Annotated in this window: 19 protein-coding genes; 9 read left to right on the top strand and 10 right to left on the bottom strand. The window is 57.3% G+C overall.

What is annotated here, in order from left to right; genetic code table 11:
* Positions 1-369 precede the first annotated feature (369 nt).
* Complete coding sequence (locus tag AAE029_RS28615) at positions 370-1,560, top strand: cystathionine beta-lyase (protein ID WP_371076305.1); 1,191 nt, start codon at positions 370-372, stop codon at positions 1,558-1,560.
* Here AAE029_RS28615 and AAE029_RS28610 read toward each other — a convergent pair whose 3' ends face one another.
* The gene (locus tag AAE029_RS28610) at positions 1,561-2,724 is read right to left on the bottom strand and encodes an FAD-dependent monooxygenase (protein WP_371076304.1); all 1,164 of its coding nucleotides are present in this window, start codon (positions 2,722-2,724) and stop codon (positions 1,561-1,563) included.
* A 28-nt stretch (positions 2,725-2,752) separates the two neighbouring features.
* A complete protein-coding gene (locus tag AAE029_RS28605; protein ID WP_371076303.1) occupies positions 2,753-2,998 on the bottom strand; it encodes a zinc-finger domain-containing protein in 246 nt (81 codons plus the stop codon).
* A gap of 159 nt (positions 2,999-3,157) precedes the next feature.
* On the opposite strand from AAE029_RS28605, the gene AAE029_RS28600 reads away from it, so the two are divergent.
* A complete protein-coding gene (locus tag AAE029_RS28600; protein WP_371076302.1) occupies positions 3,158-3,943 on the top strand; it encodes an alpha/beta fold hydrolase in 786 nt (261 codons plus the stop codon).
* Positions 3,944-4,030: 87 nt separating this feature from the next.
* Here AAE029_RS28600 and AAE029_RS28595 read toward each other — a convergent pair whose 3' ends face one another.
* The gene (locus AAE029_RS28595) at positions 4,031-4,834 is read right to left on the bottom strand and encodes an enoyl-CoA hydratase-related protein (RefSeq protein ID WP_371076301.1); all 804 of its coding nucleotides are present in this window, start codon (positions 4,832-4,834) and stop codon (positions 4,031-4,033) included.
* Between the two features lie 76 nt (positions 4,835-4,910).
* Here AAE029_RS28595 and cysE point away from each other — a divergent pair, with 76 nt between their 5' ends.
* The 5 genes from cysE (at position 4,911) to clpA (ending at position 9,887) form a co-directional block, all read left to right on the top strand.
* Positions 4,911-5,744 carry a serine O-acetyltransferase gene (gene cysE / locus AAE029_RS28590; protein WP_371076300.1) on the top strand — a complete coding sequence of 278 codons (834 nt, stop codon included), beginning with the start codon at positions 4,911-4,913 and terminating at the stop codon, positions 5,742-5,744.
* A 141-nt stretch (positions 5,745-5,885) separates the two neighbouring features.
* On the top strand, positions 5,886-6,089 hold the full coding sequence (locus AAE029_RS28585) for a DUF3126 family protein (RefSeq protein WP_371076299.1): 204 nt from the start codon (positions 5,886-5,888) through the stop codon (positions 6,087-6,089).
* 301 nt (positions 6,090-6,390) lie between these two features.
* Positions 6,391-6,753: a phasin family protein gene (locus tag AAE029_RS28580; RefSeq protein ID WP_371076298.1), complete on the top strand. Its 363-nt coding sequence runs from the start codon at positions 6,391-6,393 to the stop codon at positions 6,751-6,753.
* 265 nt (positions 6,754-7,018) lie between these two features.
* The gene (clpS, locus tag AAE029_RS28575; RefSeq protein ID WP_371076297.1) at positions 7,019-7,372 is read left to right on the top strand and encodes an ATP-dependent Clp protease adapter ClpS; all 354 of its coding nucleotides are present in this window, start codon (positions 7,019-7,021) and stop codon (positions 7,370-7,372) included.
* Positions 7,373-7,382: 10 nt separating this feature from the next.
* Positions 7,383-9,887: an ATP-dependent Clp protease ATP-binding subunit ClpA gene (gene clpA, locus AAE029_RS28570; RefSeq protein WP_371076296.1), complete on the top strand. Its 2,505-nt coding sequence runs from the start codon at positions 7,383-7,385 to the stop codon at positions 9,885-9,887.
* Between the two features lie 90 nt (positions 9,888-9,977).
* Here clpA and AAE029_RS28565 read toward each other — a convergent pair whose 3' ends face one another.
* The 4 genes from AAE029_RS28565 to AAE029_RS28550 form a co-directional block, all read right to left on the bottom strand.
* Entirely contained in the window at positions 9,978-10,406 is a 429-nt protein-coding gene (locus AAE029_RS28565) for an HIT family protein (protein ID WP_371076295.1), read from the bottom strand.
* Positions 10,407-10,559: 153 nt separating this feature from the next.
* On the bottom strand, positions 10,560-11,747 hold the full coding sequence (locus AAE029_RS28560) for a GNAT family N-acetyltransferase (RefSeq protein ID WP_371076294.1): 1,188 nt from the start codon (positions 11,745-11,747) through the stop codon (positions 10,560-10,562).
* Positions 11,748-11,826: 79 nt separating this feature from the next.
* On the bottom strand, positions 11,827-12,543 hold the full coding sequence (locus AAE029_RS28555) for a glycerophosphodiester phosphodiesterase (protein ID WP_371076293.1): 717 nt from the start codon (positions 12,541-12,543) through the stop codon (positions 11,827-11,829).
* On the bottom strand, positions 12,543-13,010 hold the full coding sequence (locus AAE029_RS28550; RefSeq protein ID WP_371076292.1) for a RidA family protein: 468 nt from the start codon (positions 13,008-13,010) through the stop codon (positions 12,543-12,545). Before AAE029_RS28550 ends, AAE029_RS28555 begins: the two co-directional genes overlap by 1 nt.
* Before the next feature lie 133 nt (positions 13,011-13,143).
* Between AAE029_RS28550 and AAE029_RS28545 the strand changes: the two genes are divergently transcribed.
* Positions 13,144-13,977 carry a cell envelope integrity EipB family protein gene (locus AAE029_RS28545; protein WP_371076291.1) on the top strand — a complete coding sequence of 278 codons (834 nt, stop codon included), beginning with the start codon at positions 13,144-13,146 and terminating at the stop codon, positions 13,975-13,977.
* A 22-nt stretch (positions 13,978-13,999) separates the two neighbouring features.
* On the opposite strand, the gene AAE029_RS28540 is transcribed toward AAE029_RS28545, so the two are convergent.
* On the bottom strand, positions 14,000-15,202 hold the full coding sequence (locus AAE029_RS28540) for a glycosyltransferase family 4 protein (protein WP_371076290.1): 1,203 nt from the start codon (positions 15,200-15,202) through the stop codon (positions 14,000-14,002).
* A gap of 296 nt (positions 15,203-15,498) precedes the next feature.
* Here AAE029_RS28540 and AAE029_RS28535 point away from each other — a divergent pair, with 296 nt between their 5' ends.
* Entirely contained in the window at positions 15,499-16,746 is a 1,248-nt protein-coding gene (locus AAE029_RS28535; RefSeq protein WP_371076289.1) for a polysaccharide pyruvyl transferase family protein, read from the top strand.
* Here AAE029_RS28535 and AAE029_RS28530 read toward each other — a convergent pair.
* Together AAE029_RS28530 and AAE029_RS28525 are read right to left on the bottom strand one after the other, a co-directional pair.
* On the bottom strand, positions 16,730-17,710 hold the full coding sequence (locus AAE029_RS28530; protein ID WP_371076288.1) for a glycosyltransferase family A protein: 981 nt from the start codon (positions 17,708-17,710) through the stop codon (positions 16,730-16,732). The genes AAE029_RS28535 and AAE029_RS28530 overlap by 17 nt on opposite strands.
* Positions 17,707-19,161 (bottom strand): oligosaccharide flippase family protein, encoded by a 1,455-nt coding sequence (locus AAE029_RS28525; RefSeq protein WP_371076287.1) that lies wholly within the window; start codon positions 19,159-19,161, stop codon positions 17,707-17,709. Before AAE029_RS28525 ends, AAE029_RS28530 begins: the two co-directional genes overlap by 4 nt.
* Positions 19,162-19,337: the final 176 nt, after the last annotated feature.

The raw sequence follows: 19,337 nt of genomic DNA, 5'->3' as shown, positions 1-19,337 counted from the left end.
CTTTATCCGTTGTCTTTATTGAGGGGGATTTGGCTGAAGCAAACCGATATGCACCCCCGTTTTCTCGACACCCTCCCGGCGCGAGAAACCCTATCACAGTCGCAAATCTCCGTAGGGTCAAGTGTTGGCCCCTAATAATTATCGCATAAGTCCATGTTTTGCCAAAAAGCGCTGGTGGTATGGGCATTTGGCTATGAGCTAGGCAATCTTCTGCCAAAAAAAATCGCGTGGTTGAGGGAAGCCGCATCAAACGCATTGTTCCACCTCAGGAATCGGCAAAAGACGGCTGGCCATCGACAGGCTTGACCTGCTGCACCGGATCGTCGCAAATCCGACTTTCGTATCGATAGCCCAAAGGCACATCCGACAATGAACGACGAGAAGTTTTCACCGCAAAACGCGGGCATCAACACCCGGCTGACCCATATCGGAAACACCCCATCCGATTACCACGGCTTCATCAATCCGCCGGTCGTGCATGCGTCCACGGTGCTCTTTCCGAATGCCCGCGCCATGGAAACGCGCGCCCAGAAATATACTTACGGGACCCGGGGCACACCGACGACCGATGCGCTTTGCGAAGCGATCGATGCGTTGGAAGGTTCCGCCGGAACCATCCTCGTTCCAACGGGGCTGGCGGCGGTGACCGTGCCGTTTCTGGGGTTCCTGTCCGCCGGCGACCACGCGTTGATCGTCGATTCCGTCTATGCGCCGACACGCCATTTCTGTGACGCGATGCTGAAGCGGCTGGGTGTCGAGATCGATTACTACGATCCACTGGTGGGCGCCGGAATCGAGGCCCTGATCAAGCCGAACACCAGGCTCGTGCACGCCGAGGCGCCGGGGTCCAACACCTTCGAGATGCAGGACATCGCGGCGATTTCGGCGGCGGCTCACAGGCATGGCTGCGTGGTTACAATGGACAACACCTGGGCCACACCTGTCTATTTCAGGCCCCTCGACCATGGCGTCGATATCTCGATCCACGCGGCGACCAAATATCCGTCCGGCCATTCTGATATCCTTATGGGAACGGTCTCCGCCAATGCCGCGCACTGGGATCGCCTCAGGGAGGCCAACATCACGCTCGGCATCTGCGGCGCGCCCGACGATGCCTATCAGATCCTGCGTGGATTGCGCACCATGGGCGTGCGCCTTGAACGTCATCAGGAAAGCGCGCTGGCAATCGCCCAATGGCTGGAGGGCAGGGACGAGGTCGCGCGCGTGCTGCATCCGGCTCTGCCGAGCTTTCCCGGCCACGCTATCTGGAAACGGGACTTCACGGGAGCAAGCGGCATCTTCTCCTTCGTCCTGGCGGTCGACAGCTCGGAAAAATTCAAAGCCAGGGCGCACGCCTTCTTGGATGCGCTCTCGATCTTTGGCCTTGGGTATTCCTGGGGCGGGTTCGAGAGCCTTGCTCTCCATGTGAATCTCAATGACCGGCGCATCTGCAAGGCGCCCAAGGAGGGGCCGGTCATCCGTCTGCAGATCGGTCTCGAAGATGTGGCCGATATCAAGGCCGACATCGAGAGGGGCTTTGCGGCGGCGGCCGCTGTCTGATTAGACGGCGGCGCGATAGCCGTAGATCCAGTCTAGATCCGCCGCAAGACTTTGCGGCGGACGAAACGCCAGAACCAGATCGCGTCCGAGCTTGAAGGGGCCACGGGCGTGATAGGCGAAGCGGTTGAAGGCGGCGCGCTGCCGCAGCCGCGCGACGCGCGGCGCACGGTGCCTTTCAAAGAATTCGATGGCCTCAGGCAAGGGGCTTCGAGCCAGTGCTCCCGCAAGCTCGTAGGCGTCTTCGATCGCCATCGCCGCGCCCTGCGCAGCAAAGGGCATCATGGCATGCGCCGCATCGCCGATGAGGACGGTATCCTTTCCATTGTGCCAGCGGCCATCGCCGACCTCGTAGAGCGGCCAGAATGTCGGATTCTCCACCGCTGACATTGCTGTGGCGACCGCCCTGTCCCAGTCTGAAAAGCATCGCATCAGGAGGTCGCGCTGCGCCTGGCTCCCAATGGCCGCCCATTCATGCGCTGCTGCACCGCCGGCGGTTATTGCAACGATGTTGAAGCCGTTCGTTTCCTTGAGCGGATAGCAAACGAGATGTGCCGATGGACCGAGAAAGGCGGTGACGCTGGTCCGATCGAGAAAATCGGGCGCGGCCGCTTCCGAAACAGTGAACCGCCAGGCAACATTGCCCGAAAACCGGGGCATGGGCGCCGCCGGCACCGCATCGCGCATGGACGACCATACGCCGTCGGCGCCAATGATGAGCTCGGGTTCGCTGCCCGAACGCGCAGCGGTAGATTTCGCGGTAGCCGCTTCGACTTGTTGTCCGAGATGCAAAGAGCAGAGCGGATTGGCGACCACTGCATCGAGTAGCGTCCTTTGCAGCGTTGCGCGATGCAGGACACCGTAGGGTGCATGCCAACGCCTTCTGGCAAAATCACCGCAAGGAACGGCAGCGATCTGCCGCAGCGAGATACCGGAAACGAGCCGGATCTCTCGCGGTTCGAGCCAGATGCCAGCAAGTGTTTCAAGGATGCCCAGCTCGTCAAGGATATGCGACGCATTGGGCGAAATCTGCAACCCGGCACCGACCTCCGTCATCTCGGCGGCCTGCTCGAAGATATGGGACCGGATACCGTGCCGGGCCAGCGCAAGCGCAGTCGTCAGGCCCGCCACACCGGCGCCGATGATCGCGGTGTTCTTGACCGGCATCTGCAAATCCGATCGCGACTGGGAAGGATCAGGCAGCCTTGATGTGGAAGACACAGCCCGCCGGATTGGTCTGCTCAGGTTTCAGGGAAGAATTGAAGCGATAGAGAGTCGAGCAGTAGGAGCAGACCTTCTCATTGTCATCGCCCATATCGATGAAGATATGGGGATGATCAAACGGCACGGACGCGCCGGTGCACATGAATTCCTTCACTCCGATCTCGATAACGCGATGTCCGCCGTCGTTCTGAAAGTGAGGAATGTGATGGCCGGCCATGATGCTCTCCAAATGCTTCCGAAATTTGCGCGGACTTTATAGTTCTTCACTTCAAATGTGTAGAGCGAAAAGTCGGCGACAAGTCACAGATTTTCCTCTCTCGCAGGGTTCACCGATGATGGTCGATAAAATATGGTCTGCCGCGAAAGGACCGATGCCATGAACCTGAATACGCCTGCCTTCTCGAACTTTGTCCATGACGGAGTGAACCTCGCGTTTTTCGACGAAGGGGATCCGAACGGTGTACCGGTTCTTCTTGTTCATGGATTTGCCTCGACTGCCAACGTCAACTGGGTCCATCCAGGCTGGCTGAAGACCCTCGGTGATGCCGGCTATAGGGTCATCGCCATTGACAATCGCGGCCATGGTGCCAGTGACAAGCCGCATGACCCGGAAGCCTATCGGCCCTGGGTCATGGCATCGGACGCCGTGGCCCTTCTTGATCATCTCGGTATCGCTGAAGCGAACATCATGGGTTATTCGATGGGCGCGCGTATTTCGGCTTTCCTGGCGATGGCCAGTCCCGAGCGCGTGCGCTCGCTCGTCTTCGGCGGACTGGGGATAGGCATGACCGATGGCGTCGGCGACTGGGATCCCATCGCCGATGCGCTTCTGGCCCCGTCAATCGATCTTGTCGATCACCCCCGTGGCCGTATGTTCCGCGCTTTTGCCGAGCAAACCAGAAGCGATCGCGTGGCACTTGCCGCCTGTATCCGCGGTTCACGCGACCTGATAAGCCGCCGGGACATCGGCAAGATCGACGCTCCAACATTGATCGGAGTTGGAACGAAGGATGATATCGCCGGATCGCCGCAGGCGCTTGCGGAGCTCATGCCACGTGGCCAGGCGCTCGACATACCAGGCAGGGATCATATGCTCGCCGTCGGTGATAAGGTCTTCAAGAAGGCGGTTCTGGAATTCTACGAAAAAGTCGCCGACCGGTGACTTGCGGCTCAGTGTGTCATGCTAGCGCATCTCGCGCAAAACTGTGCAGCGGTATTGGGCGAGAATCTCACCAACAGGATTTAACTGTCACCTTCCGGTGAATTGTGGTCTGCGCTTCTGCGCGAAAGCAGCACGCCCCTCCGCGTAATCCGCGCTTTCGAAGGTGCTCGCGCCGATGACTTCCGCCTCCCGCAGCAGGTCGCTATCCTGCTCGGTGACGGCGCGCACGGCGATTTTCGACGCCTGGATCGAGATAGGCGCGTTCGCGCCAATGGTTTCGGCAAGCGCGGCGACCTCCGCATCCAGCATGTCGGCCGAAACGGTTTCGAGAAGAAAGCCGGTTGCGGCCATTTTGCCTGCCGAAACCGGAGCGCCGGTAAAGAGCGCCATTTTCGTCATCTGGGGGCCGAGTGCGCTGACGATGTCCTGAACGGCGTCGGCGGGATAGGTAAGGCCGAGCTTGGCTACGGGGATCGCGAAGCGGGCGCTCTCATCGGCAATTCGCAGGTCGCAGGCGGCCGCAATGCCGAAACCGCCCCCGATGCAGACGCCGCGGATCGCTGCGATCGTCGGTACGCGGCAATGTCGTATTGCTTCGAACGCATCGCTGTTCTGTCCCTCGTAAAAGAGGGCAGAGGCTGTATCCTTCCGGACGGTTTCGAATTCGCTGATATCGGCTCCGGCGCAGAAATCACCGGTACCGGCGCCGCGAATGATGATCACGCGGACATGGGTCTCATCTGTCAACCAGCGCAGCGCCTGCGGGAGGGCGCGCCACATCGCCGCAGTCATGGCATTTTTATGCGTGGGATTGTCGATGAAAAGCGTTCCGATTGCGTTTATGGAATGTGCGCGGAGCATGCCGCCGGCAAAATCATGCCAAAGATCCATTGACGGACAACCCATTTGTGTTGCGTTCGTTTTAATCTATATAATGTCCTGTCGACGGGAAATGAGGAGACCGCCAATGGTCGTAAAATCTGATGTCCGCTCAGTCGAAGTGCAAAACCAGCTCAAGATCATGGATCCGATCTGGGATAGCCTTCGCGAGGAAGCGCGCGCTGCTGCCGAAAAGGATCCCCTTCTCGCCGCGTTTCTGTATCTGACGGTCATCAATCACCGCTCGTTGGAAGAATGTGTCATTCACCGGATCTGCGAACGCCTCGACCACCCTGACATGCAGGCAAATCTCCTGCGCCAGACGTTTGAAGAGATGATGGACGATTGGCCGGAATGGAGTTCCATTCTGCGCGTCGATATCCAGGCCGTCTACGATCGCGACCCGGCATGCCTGCGCTTCATGGAAGCCGTTCTCTATTTCAAGGGCTTTCATGCATTGCAGACGCATCGGCTTGCGCATTGGCTTCTTGATCGCGGTCGACGGGATTTCGCACTTTACCTGCAAAGTCGCTCCTCCAGCGTCTTCCAGACGGATATCAATCCGGCCGCGCGCATCGGCAAAGGCATCTTTCTTGACCATGCCACCGGCTTGGTGGTTGGCGAAACCGCCGTCATCGGCGATAATGTCTCGATCCTTCATGGTGTCACGCTGGGCGGGACGGGCAAGGAAGGCGCCGACCGGCATCCGAAGATTGGCAGCGGCGTGCTGATCGGTGCGGGCGCCAAGATCCTCGGCAACATCGAGATCGGACATTGCTCTCGTATTGCGGCTGGCTCCGTCGTGCTGAAGCCGGTTCCGCCGAAAACGACGGTTGCCGGCGTTCCGGCCAAGGTGGTCGGCGAGGCCGGTTGCTCAGAGCCGTCACGTGTTATGGATCAGGTTATCGGCGCCGATATCTGAGCCACAATCTGTGGGATTGATTGTCGACGCGCGAGTTGCGGCAATGCCGTGGAGAGGCGGCCGTTCCGTATCCGACCTTTACAGCGCCGCTTTTCCTGTGCGAGAAGCGGCCAGCTTGAGAAACGCTCACGGAGACGAATTGTGAAGCCTGAAGAAATCAAGAAGCTCGACGCCTATTTCAAACGCACGTTCAACCCGCAGGTCGTGGTCAAGGCACGTCCGCGCAAGACCGATTCGGCGGAGGTTTATCTGGGTGAGGAGTTTCTGGGCGTCGTCTATATCGATGATGAGGACGGTGACCGCTCTTATAATTTCTCGATGGCAATCCTGGACGTCGATCTCTGAAGCGTTTCAACGCCTTGATAGTGCGAAGGCCGGCGCAAGCCGGCTTTTTATTGGGCGGTCTGCCCATTCAAGCGGCAAACCTGAAATACTGATTTTCGGATATTTCTGAAAAAGCCTCTGGTTGCAGTCCGCTGATATATGTCTGAAAAATCAAAGTAGGAGGTACGTGCCTCCTGAAACCATCTTCCCTGATCCCCTCAAATTACAACTTATGCGGAATATTGCGGCGCACAAGACTACTTGACTCTTTGTGCATCGCAATTAAGTTTCGCATCAGAGATCAACAGGAGGAAGGGTACCGATGTTCAATCTCGATGAAGCAAACAAGAAGGGCAAGGAAGCGATGGACGCGGCTCTGAAGAGCTACTCCGATGTGGCGAAGGGTTTTCAGGCGATTGCTGCCGAAACCGCCGAATATTCCAAGAAGTCCTTCCAGGATGTCGTCACGCACCTGGAAACGCTTTCCGGCGTCAAGAGTTTCGAAACCGCCTTCGAGCTTCAGTCGAATTTCCTGAAGTCGTCCTATGAGAGCTATGTGTCAGAGGCAACCAAGCTGAGCGAGATGTATGCCGATCTCGCCAAGACGGTTTACAAGCCCTACGAAGCTCCGATTGCAAAGGCGACGGGTAAGGCTTCCTCGTCGGTGGCTTCGGCAGCCGCATAAACGATTGGTTCGCAATCAGGGCCGATATGTCGGCAAGAGAGATCAGGGCCGGCTGCGAAAGCAGCCGGTCTTTTCATTTTGCAAAGGTCACGTCTCCGTTCGGACTTTTTTATAGTTTGCACTGAGCGGAAGCCGAATAGTGATTGCAGTGTGAAGCAGGGGGCTTAAAATCAGCCCAATATGAACTAAGTTAGTGTTCGGGTTTCCGGCTGACGAACCCCGTAGCATGCGACCGCCGGCCGGATGATTTGAGGAACCAACGAAGATGATCGCAATGCCGATCCGAATGCAGAACGACACCGAAAGGAATGGGGACAACGGAAATCGCGGCACCTCGGTCATTACACGTGTCAAGCCGAAAACGAAGAAGCCCAACCTCTATCGCGTCCTGCTTTTGAATGACGACTACACGCCGATGGAATTCGTCATTCATATTCTGGAACGGTTTTTCCAGAAGGATCATGAAAGTGCCACCCGCATCATGCTCCATGTCCACAATCATGGAGTCGGCGAATGCGGCATATATACATATGAAGTAGCTGAAACAAAGGTGAGTCAGGTGATGGATTTTGCCCGACAACACCAGCATCCGCTGCAATGTGTTATGGAAAAGAAGTGAGGAACTGAACGTGCCAACATTTTCGCCTAGTCTTGAGAAGGCGCTGCACCAGGCACTGACCTTTGCTAACGAGCGGCATCATGAATATGCAACGCTCGAGCATCTGTTACTTGCGCTGATCGATGATGCAGACGCAGCCGCCGTTATGGGCGCCTGCAACGTCGACCTCGATGCGCTTCGCAAGACGCTCGTTGAATATGTCGATAATGAACTTTCCAATTTGGTCACCGGTTATGACGAGGATTCGAAGCCGACATCCGGCTTTCAGCGCGTCATTCAACGTGCCGTCATCCATGTGCAATCGTCCGGTCGCGAAGAGGTAACCGGCGCCAATGTTCTCGTCGCGATTTTCGCCGAACGGGAAAGTCACGCGGCCTATTTCCTGCAGGAGCAGGAGATGACCCGCTACGACGCCGTCAACTACATCTCGCATGGGATCGGCAAGCGCCCCGGCTCTTCCCAGGTCCGCACGCCGCGGGGCGCCGAAGAAGGCGAGGCCGAAAGCAAGCCGTCTTCACGCAACGAGCAGGAGGAGGGAAGCGCCAAGAAGCAGCAGGACGCGCTCAAGGCTTACTGCGTGAATCTGAACGAGAAGGCCAGAAGCGGCAAGATCGATCCGTTGATCGGTCGTCACGCCGAGGTCAGCCGCACCATTCAGGTGTTGTGCCGCCGCTCGAAGAACAATCCGCTCTATGTGGGTGATCCCGGTGTCGGCAAGACGGCGATTGCCGAAGGCCTTGCCAAGCGCATCGTCGAAGGCAAGGTGCCCGAGGCGCTGGCGGATGCCACTATCTTTTCTCTCGATATGGGCACGTTGCTTGCAGGTACCCGCTATCGCGGCGATTTCGAAGAGCGTCTGAAGCAGGTCGTCAAGGAGCTGGAGGAATATCCGGGCGCCGTGTTGTTCATCGACGAAATCCACACGGTAATCGGCGCAGGTGCGACGTCGGGCGGTGCGATGGATGCCTCGAACCTCTTGAAGCCGGCGCTTTCCTCCGGTGCGATCCGCTGCATCGGTTCGACGACCTATAAGGAGTATCGCCAGTTCTTCGAGAAGGACAGGGCTCTGGTCCGCCGCTTCCAGAAGATCGACGTCAACGAGCCGTCGATTGATGATGCTATCGAGATCATGAAGGGTCTGAAGCCCTATTTCGAAGAGTATCACCACCTGCGCTATTCGAACGACGCCATCAAGACGGCGGTCGAGCTCTCGGCCCGTTATATCTCCGACCGTAAGCTGCCGGACAAGGCGATCGACGTGATCGACGAGACCGGTGCCGCCCAGATGCTGTTGCCGCCGTCCAAGCGCCGCAAGCTGATCACCGAGAAGGAGATCGAAGCGACGGTTGCGACCATGGCCCGTATCCCGCCGAAGACCGTTTCCAAGGATGACGAAGCGGTTCTTGCCAATCTCGAGCAGGAATTGCGCTCGGTCGTCTACGGTCAGGATACGGCCATCGAAGCGCTTGCAACGTCGATCAAGCTGGCACGAGCCGGTTTGCGCGAACCGAACAAGCCGATCGGTGCCTATGTCTTCTCCGGCCCGACCGGCGTCGGCAAGACCGAGGTCGCCAAGCAGCTTGCATCCTCGCTCGGTGTGGAACTGCTGCGTTTTGACATGTCGGAATATATGGAGCGCCATACGGTTTCCCGTCTGCTCGGTGCACCTCCCGGCTATGTCGGCTTCGATCAGGGCGGCCTTCTGACCGACGGCGTCGACCAGCATCCGCATTGCGTGGTTCTGCTCGATGAAATCGAGAAGGCGCATCCGGATATCTATAATATTCTGCTGCAGGTCATGGATCACGGCACGCTGACCGACCACAACGGCAAGAAGATTGATTTCCGCAACGTCATTCTGATCATGACGACCAATGCGGGCGCGTCGGAAATGGCCAAGGCTGCGATCGGCTTCGGCTCGTCCAAGCGTACCGGCGAGGACGAGGAGGCATTGACCCGTCTCTTCACGCCGGAATTCCGCAACCGCCTGGATGCGATCATTCCGTTTGCGTCGCTGCCGACCGTCGTTATCCACAAGGTCGTGCAGAAGTTCATCATGCAGCTCGAAGCTCAGCTTTCCGAACGCAATGTCACTTTCGACCTGCACGAGGATGCGATCGCATGGCTTGCTGAACATGGCTATGACGAGAAGATGGGTGCACGTCCGCTCGCCCGCGTCATCCAGGAAAACATCAAGAAGCCGCTGGCGAACGAAATCCTCTTCGGCAAGCTGAAGAAGGGCGGCGTCGTCAATGTCACCGTCGGCACGAAGGAAGATGGCAAGACCGGCATCTTGCTCGAAGCCATTTCCGAAACGGCGCCGATCAAGCCGAAGCCCGAGGCCGAGGTCGTCAATCCGGAAGCGGATGACGGTGACGACGGCGAATTGAAGACGAAGACCGTTGCCAAGAAGACGAAGGCGGCAATGAAGAAAGCAGCGGCGGAAGCCGAGTCGAAAGCAACGAGCGTCCCGAAGAAGAGCAGCACCGTTCCCAAGGTGCCGCGCAAGAAGTGAGCTCGCCTTGAGGCAACCAAAAAGGCCGCAGATGCGGCCTTTTTTATTTACATTTCAGAGCTTTCAGCAATTAAGCCGAAGTGCATGACGTTAGGTGAGGGCAGCCTTTATCTTTTCGGCATTGTCGGCAAGCACAGACCCGTCTTCCATCTTTCCGGAGTGCGGCTTCAGCGCCATGCCTTCATGACGCGGAATGACATGGAAATGCAGATGAAAGATCGTCTGTCCGGCAGCATGCTCGTTGAACTGCGCTATGAAGACACCATCCGCGTCGAAGACGTCTTTGACTGCGACTGCCATCTTCTGGACGACGGGAATGATACGGACGAGAGTTGCCGGATCGGCATCGAGCAGATTGCGCGACGGCGCCTTTGAAACCACGAGCACATGGCCCGGCGCCTGCGGCATGACATCCATGAAGGCGATTGTGTGCTCATCTTCATAAACTTTGTAGGACGGAATCTCGCCGCGCAGGATCTTTGCGAAGATATTGTTGTCGTCGTAGGCCGGATTGGTCATTCGGAAATCTCCCCTTAATGCGTGTCGCGCAAAAGTGTGCAGCGGTTTTTGCGGCAACGACATGCATGAAAACAATAGCCTAAAGCCTATCGCGTGAATCTCTTTTCACGCGATAGGCTTTAGGAAATGGAATCGGTCAGACGCGCGAAGATGTCAATCTTCCTGGCGTTCGCCCTTGCGGAAGGGGCTGTGTTCGCTCAGTATTTCGCCGATCTGCTCCACTTCCGCGCGCTCGTGTTCGAGATAGTCGGCAATAGCACGCCGCAACCCGGCATGAGCTATGAAATGCGCCGAATGGGTGGCGACCGGCAGATAGCCGCGCGCGAGTTTGTGCTCGCCTTGAGCCCCGGCTTCGACCCGCTTCAATTTTTTGGCGAGCGCGAAATCGATGGCTTGATGATAGCAGACTTCGAAATGCAGGAAGGGATGATCTTCGATACATCCCCAATGGCGGCCATAAAGAGTATCACCACCGATGAAGTTGATTGCGCCGGCCACATAGCGACCGTTATGCCTGGCCATGACCAGCAGGATGTCGTCGGCCATGCGCTCGCCGATCAGCGAATAGAATTTCCGGGTGAGATAGGGCCGACCCCACTTGCGGCTGCCGGTATCCATGTAGAAGGCGAAGAACTCGTCCCAGATGCGCTCGGTGAGATCGCTGCCGGTCAGCCAGTCGATTGATATCCCGTTCTCGAGCGCTACACGCCGCTCCTTCCTCAATGCCTTGCGCTTGCGCGATGCCAGCGTTTCGAGAAACGCGTCGTGATCCGCATAGCCCTCGTTGATGAAGTGGAATTGCTGGTCCGTGCGATGAAGATAGCCGTCCGCCTCCAGGATGCAGCTTTCAGCTTCCGGCAGGAAAGTGATATGCGCGGAAGACACGCCGATCCGGCGCGCCACTTCTTTCAGGCTTTCCGCAAGCGCTGGCTGAAGAACCTTCCGGTCATAACCTTCCGCGACCAGCAGGCGCGGTCCGGTTGCGGGCGTAAACGGTATCGAGCATTGCAGCTTCGGATAGTAGCGTCCTCCAGCGCGCTCGAAGGCGTCGGCCCAACCGTGATCGAAAACATATTCGCCCCGGCTATGGCTCTTCAGATAACAGGGTATTGCCCCGATCAATGTGCCTTTATCGTTTTCCAGAAGGAGATGATGGCCGAGCCATCCGGTATCGGCGGTGGCCGAGCCCGATTCTTCCAGAGCGGAAAGGAACGCGTGCGATATGAACGGGTTATAGATCTCGGATGTAACGCCCCGCGAAGTACCGGCGAGCTTTGACCAGCTTGCCGGAGAAATCGCGGAGAAGGATCGCTCGACCCGGATGGATAATTCGTCTGTCATTAAACGAAAACGGGATCTATGGATTTGATGAAATTCTGCCCTCTATTCTGCGCATGATCTTGTCCAAAAAGCGATGCTTTCAGAGCGCACGCGGATCGAAGCCTTCGAATGTCATTTGATCGGCATTGGCAAATGTCTGCTTGCGAGCCGCCTCGTCGCGCACCGTCCACGTGATGATGGGAATAGCGCGCTTCCGTTGCGCCGTTATGAACGAATTCGGCAGATGCCCATAGTGATAGGAGATGAAGTCGAGCCCGAGTTGCATGGCCTCGTCATGTTTGAAGAAGGCCTCGGGGTCCTTGCCTTCCGCAGTCAATCCGACCGGGTAGGGGCTTTCGAGCGTCTTCAGATCCTTGAGCAGCCAGTGGTCGAAGCTCATCAACGCCACGTCGCCTTTATAGCCTTCCAGCACTTCGAGCACGGCTTCGGCGAAGCCCTCGTCATCCTTCTCGCGACCCTTGAGCTCGAGCACGAGCGGCACCCTGCCGCCGCAGAGTTGCAGAAGCTGTTTGAGGCTTGGTATCCTATCCTTCGTGCCTCCGACCGCAAGCAGGCCGAGCTCCGCAGAAGTGCGTGCGCGCACGTCGCCCTTGATGCTGCAGAGCCGTTCGAGATCCTCGTCATGGAAAATGACCGGCACGCCATCTGCGGCATAATGCAGGTCGCATTCGATCGCAAATCCCGCCTTTATCGCGCGCTCGAAGGCTGAAAGCGTGTTTTCCCAGATTTCCCTGTTGAGGTCGTGGTAGCCGCGATGCGCGACTGGACGCTCGATGATCCATGAAGCTTTGCTCATCACGCAATTTCCATGATAGCATCGATTTCGACTGCGGCATTGAGCGGCAGAGCAGCCATGCCGACGGCGGCTCTGGCGTGCTTGCCGGCGTCGCCCAATACGTTCGCCAGCAGGTTCGATGCACCATTGATGACAAGGTGCTGTTCGACGAATTCCGGCGTCGAGGCGACGAAACCGTTGAGTTTGAGGATTCTGCGGATACGGCCGAGATCACCGCCGAGCGCCGCCTTGGCCTGAGCGAGAATGTTGATGGCGCATAATTCCGCCGCGCGGCTTCCCGCCGCGACATCGACCTCCTTGCCGAGGTGTCCGGTGACGGCCACCTTGCCGTTTTCGATAGAAAGCTGACCGGAAAGATAGAGCAGATTGCCGCTGATGACGTAGGGAACGTAATTCGCAGCCGGGGCGGCGGCCTGCGGCAGGGCGATACCCATTTCCTTGAGGCGCTCTTCGATGGCGTCAGACATTTTCGTCTCCGGTTTGTTGTAAAATCTTCAAAAATTTTGCATCAAGGCTAAAATTGCCGTTTGGGGCAAATAGCCTCGATTTGGCCGAATGCGTTCTTATAACATCGCGTGCGAGTCCAACAGGAGATAATGAATGTTCCGTTCGAGTCTTGCCGCAGCTCTATTGGCCGGTGCGAGTGCGACCAGCCTGTCGGCTGCCACAGCCAATGCGACGACCGCCAGCGGACTTGTTCCGCACCGCGCCGTCTATGATCTCGAACTCAAGGATGCCACGGAACGTTCTGGCATCACCGGAATGTACGGACGGATGGTCTATGAATTCGATGGCTCCTATTGTGACGGCTTCACCACGAACTTCCGCTTTGTGACGCAGGTGGATACCGGTGACACGGTACGTATCAGCGATCAGCAGACAAAGACTTTCGAGAATATTGGATCCCGTAAATTCCGGTTCGAGACGAAATCCTTCACCGACGAGCAGCTCGACAAGGAGGTCGAAGGCGAAGCGCAGGACGTACCCGCTGGCGTCAAGGTCGATCTCAATCAGCCTGCGAACAAGCAGATCGATCTGGCTGAGAGCCGGTTTCCGACGGAACACATGCTGGATGTCATTGAGAACGCCAAGAGCGGCCGGAATTTCTTCGAAACCCGTGTCTTCGACGGCTCGGACAACGGCGACAAGACGCTGGTGACGTCGACCGTCGTCGGCAAGCAGGAGATGCCGGGGCCGAATGATATCGATGCCGACAAGGCGGGTGCATTTTCGAAAACGGCCTTCTGGCCGGTGACGATCGCCTATTTCAACGACAGTTCGATGGGTGACACGTTGCCCGTCTATCGCATGTCCTTCAAGCTCTATGAGAATGGCATCACCCGCGATCTGACGATGGACTACGGTGACTTCGTCCTGACCGGCAAGCTGACCAAGCTTGAGTTGCTCGACGCCAAGCCGAAGCCCTGCCAATAAATATATTCTCGGTTTCCTGCATCTAGGCCTGGCGCCGCTCTCTTATCACGCGAAGCCAATTCTTGATTGGAGCTGGCAGGAAGGTTCTCAGCCCGGGCCGCAGACCGCTTGGCAGCGCCCACCGCTCGATATCGAGCGGTGGGGCGATCATAGGCGGGCGAACACCGAGTTGTTCTATCACTGTCGCGTAGGCAGAAGCCATTTTATCGATCGTGAATTCGTCTCTTACCTTGCGCAGTGCAGCATTCGACAAGGATCGCAGCGCTTCGGGCTTGGCTACAATGTTCGTGATGATGCTGGCGGCCTCTTCGCTGTTGCCGATCGAAAACAAAAACCCGTTCAGGCCGTCATCCACGATCTTGTCGGTCACGCCGCGAATACGTGATACCACGGGGACGCAGCCGGCCGCCATAGCTTCGGTCAGGGTCAAGCCGAAGCCTTCAAAACGAGATGGCATTATCATGACATCGTGCTGAAGCAGCAACCCCGGGACGTCGTTGGGATGCGCCGCTCCAAGGATCGACACGCGGCTCGAATGGCGTGCGAGCTTGGATCGAAGTGCTGCAAGATCCGGTCCGTCGCCGGCGACGGTCAATCGGACCGTAGGAGGCAGTTTGTCGAGGATTTCCGGCAGCCAGAATACGCCCTTGGAGGCGTCCTCGATCCGCCCGAGGAAAAGCAGACGTAGCTGCCCCGCCGTGCCGGGCATGCGCGGCAGGTCCGGCACGAACCGCGTGTCCGCAGCGTGCGGGATCGCAAAGGTCCTGTCCTTCGGGAAACTAAGGACCTGAACGAGGTCGCTGCGGATGCGATCGGAGACGCCGACGGTTGCATGAACGTGGTCCTTGATCGACCGAGCGGCGGCATAGGTGCCGGGGGTGATGTTGTGAACGATCATGACGCGCAGGATTCGTTCCGGAAGGTAACGGGCGATATTGGTCTCGATCCGGCCGCTTAGGACATTGACGAAAACGCCGTCGTATCCCTCGCAATCCAGGGCTGCCGCCAGCGCCCTTGCCTGTTCCCGTTCCGTCGGCAGCTGGTCGGTCGGTACGGCGGAACCAAGTGCAAATTCGGGAAACCATTGCGGGTCGCCGAAGGTTTCGCTGCGCCCCATGGCAAGCCAGCGCACATCGATCCCGAAGTCGGCCAGACCGGCGCGCAGTTGTTTGAACACGGTATAGGTGCCGCCGATATGGGGGCGAACGAAATAGGCGAATCTCATGAATCTCTGACCCCTGCGGCGCCGGTCCTCTCCTGAGATCATAGCTGCAGAGTGCAACAGGGAAAAATTCGCAGAGAAGGGTGAGCAGCACAGCCTTTTGGAGGAGTACCCCCGTCGTTCGTCCATCGCGCATGTTCAGATGGCCTGTGTTATTTCGAGGTAAGGGTCCGCATGAGGGTCGGCATCTCTTCTCAAGGGCGCGGGCTTGAGAGGCGTCCCGGGCTTGAGCCAGACGGGGTGAGTGTTTCGAAGCATTCCTGCGTCGGCTTGGAAAAAGGGCGATTGAGGGGCTTTGGATGAAGATCGGCTTGTTGGGTCAATTTGGCAGCGGGAACACCGGCAATGATGGCTCTCTCGAAGCCATGGTGAATTTCCTGCGCAAAACTAGGAGCGACGCTGAACTTCTGTGCATCTGCTCCAATCCGGACGCCATTGCAAAGCAATATAAGATAAAGGCGATTGGCATTGGTGGGACGATCGCGCAGGGACGATGGTTTCAGCGCATCAACGGAGTTCTCGCGGGTGTGCCCCGGCGTTTTCTCACGCTCTACTCGCTTTTTGGTCAACTGGATGGTTTGACGCTGTTGATCATTCCCGGGACTGGAATTCTCGATGATTTCCAGGAAAATCCCTTTGGATGGCCTTTTGTGGTATTCAGATGGTGCCTTGCGGCGCGTTTGCGGAGAATTCGGATCGCTTTCGTCAGCATCGGGGCCGGACCGATTGAACATCCCCTGAGCCGATGGTTCCTGAAGGCGGCTGCGCAGATGGCGCAATATCGCTCCTATCGCGACGATTACTCGCTCCAATATGTCGAGAGCATCGGGGTAGACGTGAGCCGCGATTGGCGATATCCGGACATCGCTTTCCGGTTGCCCGTGCCAGATCCCTTGCCCGTCAAGAATGACACACATATTACCGTCGGTGTTGGCGTCATGGACTATCACGGCTGGTCCAAGACGGACACCGATGCGGACGCCATCCATCAGAATTATACCGGCAAGCTGGCAGCTTATATCGGCTGGCTGCTTGAGCAGGGCTATAATGTCCGATTACTGACCGGGGATCTGCGTGACGGCAAGGCGGTGAAAAAAGTGCTGGACAAGATTGCCGCAACTGGATCGGACGTCTCTCCTGAACGCATCACTAGCACCTGTAGCCAATCGCTGCACGAATTGATGGATACCATTGCGCAGACCGATTTCGTGATCGTTTCGCGGTATCACAATGTCGTCAGCGCTCTCAAGCTAGGCCGCCCGACGATTTCGCTTAGCTATAACAAGAAGAATGATTATCTGCTTGCGCAGTTTGGTCAGCAACACTACTGCCAGAACATTGAGACATTCGACGTCGAAGAGCTGAAGCGCCAAACGCAGTCGGTGATGGAAAACATAGACGCGGTGAGACTGCAGATCGACAATTGCAATCGTGCGCTGCAAGAGAAGCTGTCCGAGCAGGAAGCGCTTTTGCTCGACAGGGTTATCAGTCCGCGGCGCGAACGTATTCGAAGGCAGTCCGGAGACATGATCAGGCGGCCCTCGTAATGCGTCGCCCCAGGGCCGACAGGCTGGATTTCACCAGTGAGGTCGCATCCTTGCGATAGATGAGGTAGCTGAGAGGCGGGAGAATGGTCGCGGACGGGCGGAGCTGCAGGGCGCGCCAAAACAGCTTGCGCCAACCAGGATCGCCTCGGCACAATAGGGAAATTGCCGACCAGTAAGCTCTGTCACTCAGCGTCCGGCGCGCGGACTGCAGCAGTTCCGCAGAATTCGGAAGCGAAGCGCCATCTTTCGTCAGGAAGGAAGTGAAGGCGGCCTCGAACTCGACGCTCCATTGTCGCAGATTGCTCACTGTCGCCGATTGACTGAAGGGGTGAACCCTGGCAGCCGCCTGAACCCTGGTGGTCGCTGCGATCGACCCGTGAAGTCCGAAACGCAGCCACATTTCCAGATCGTCCGTGTGCGTTAGCTCCGGATTGTAGTGGCCGATCCGCTTCTGCACCGAGGTGCGCACGACGGCAGTAGGGCCGCTGATATAGTTCCGGCCGCTGCGACAAATATCCTTCAGGAATGATGGGCCGTCCATCACCTGCCAGGCGGCTGGCTGCGCGGACGTCTCCTCGAAGCTTGCGTCTCCCAGAAGAAAGCTGGTTGCCCCATGGGTCAAATGCACGTCCGGCCGCTGCTCCATCAGATCGATAGCACTGCCAAGGGCCCCTGGCGCCAGGAAATCGTCAGAACAAAGAATGAGAAAATAGTCTGATCGAGCCCAGTCGATGCCTTCATTGAAGGAGGCGTGCGGCCCCATATTGACCTCTCGCAATCGCAATTCGATCCTCGGATCCGAAGCCGCGATCTCGCTCGCGATGCGAGCACTATCGTCTGTAGAGGCATTGTCGATGATGAGCACCCGCAATCGGTCGACACCCTGCGACAGAACGCTGCCGGCGCAATCACGCAGATAGTGGCCGTAGTTATAATTGGGAATGACGACATCCACAGACTTCATGGAAATTCCTTGACCGTCGCCTTGCCTCTGAGCAGTGGGAGTTTGGGCAGAACGAGATTGGCAATTCTCGTCAACTCTTCCAGGAGCGGATGTCTGGTCAGGATCAGCACAGCGAGCCAGCCGATCGCCGACAGTAATCCGGCGAAGCAGGCCTGCAGGATCGAGAGGTCGAACTGAAGGTCATTCGCTGCCAGCACGGTGAGAGGGCCCAGGATGGCGCCCAATGTGACCAGACCGCTCTTGTAGAGGATCGCCCGCAATTCACTCCAGGAGAACGATATATGCCGTCGAACGTAGATCAGGGAAAGCGTCATCTGATACGGCAGCACGATAAACTGGCTGAGCGACAAGGCGTATAATCCGAAGAAGCTTGCGCCACATATGATGAAGATCGAAATGCCGCGTCCGATGAAGTTTGCCTCGAAAGCCTCCCTATTGGCCCCGAACGCGACCAGTACCGGATATGTCAGGATATTCGGAAACCAGAATATCGCAGCGACGCACAATATCTGCAGGATTGGTGCAACCTCATCCCAGGCCCTGCCGAGAGCAATATCGACAACAGGGTAGGCGAGGACGGCCATGCAGAGAAGACACGGCCAGTAGAGAGCCGTGATATAGCTTATCGTTCGCAGATAAGCTTCTTTGACGCTTCTCTGTGCCCTAACCTCCGCGGCGAATGCCGGGAAGGCGACTGAAAAGATAGCAGACAGAAAAAACTTATCTGGAATGCCGCATACTAGGTTAGCCCGATTGAAAGTGCCCACCGCGGTCAGCGGCATGAAGCGACCAAGTATGAGCTGCGGTACTGTTTCGTAGGCGCGGTCGAGAACGGTCGAGGCTCCCTTAAAGCCGCTAAAATTGATCATTGTACGCCATCCGACAAGGCATGGACGGCACATCCAGAATATCGGCCGGGCGTGGAAGCCAAGAAGCAATTTGACGATTGCGGCCGCGAGAGATCCCCATGCATAGCTCATGTAACCGAAATGGAAAAAGGCCAGGCTCATCGTGACTGCAGCATTTGTCATAATACCGAGCGCATTGATACGAGCGACGCGCCCGAATTCCATGTCTCGCCGCAGGAGTGCCGTGATCGTGCAGACCGATGCATCAATGATTCCCGTCAATGCGAGGATGCGAATGAAGGTGTGAAGGCCTGGCTGCGCGTAAAAGTTCGCAAGCCATGAGGAGGACAGGAACAGCAGGCACCCGATAACCGCGGAAAAGCCGAACATCAGCGTGAAGGCGGTGCGTACGTCCTCTCGTGAAACACTGTGGCGCTGAATCAGATATTCCGACGTCACGAACTCTCGAAAGTTGAAGGCAAGCGTGCCGATTCCGAGACCGATGACAGCAATACCGATTTCGTTGCTGCCCAATAGACGCGACAGAACGGCAATCATCGCGATACTCACGGCCACCTGCGAATATTGCTCGATTGCAGCCATGAAAAATGCCCGGCGAACAGCACCCACTTCCAGATACTCCACATTCCGTGATGAAAGCCTCGCGAAGCCTAGCGGTTCGGGCGATTCCATTTAAGTTGGCCAATGAGATGAGCTTCAACCTGACCGTTTGAGGTAATGAGAGGCTGAATGAAAGACAGCCTCTCTAAGGGCCGAGA

This window comes from Sinorhizobium sp. CB7, assembly GCF_041357635.1.
GTDB lineage: Bacteria > Pseudomonadota > Alphaproteobacteria > Rhizobiales > Rhizobiaceae > Rhizobium.
Note: the sequence above shows the minus strand (reverse complement) of the source record. Positions and strands in the feature narration are given on the sequence as shown.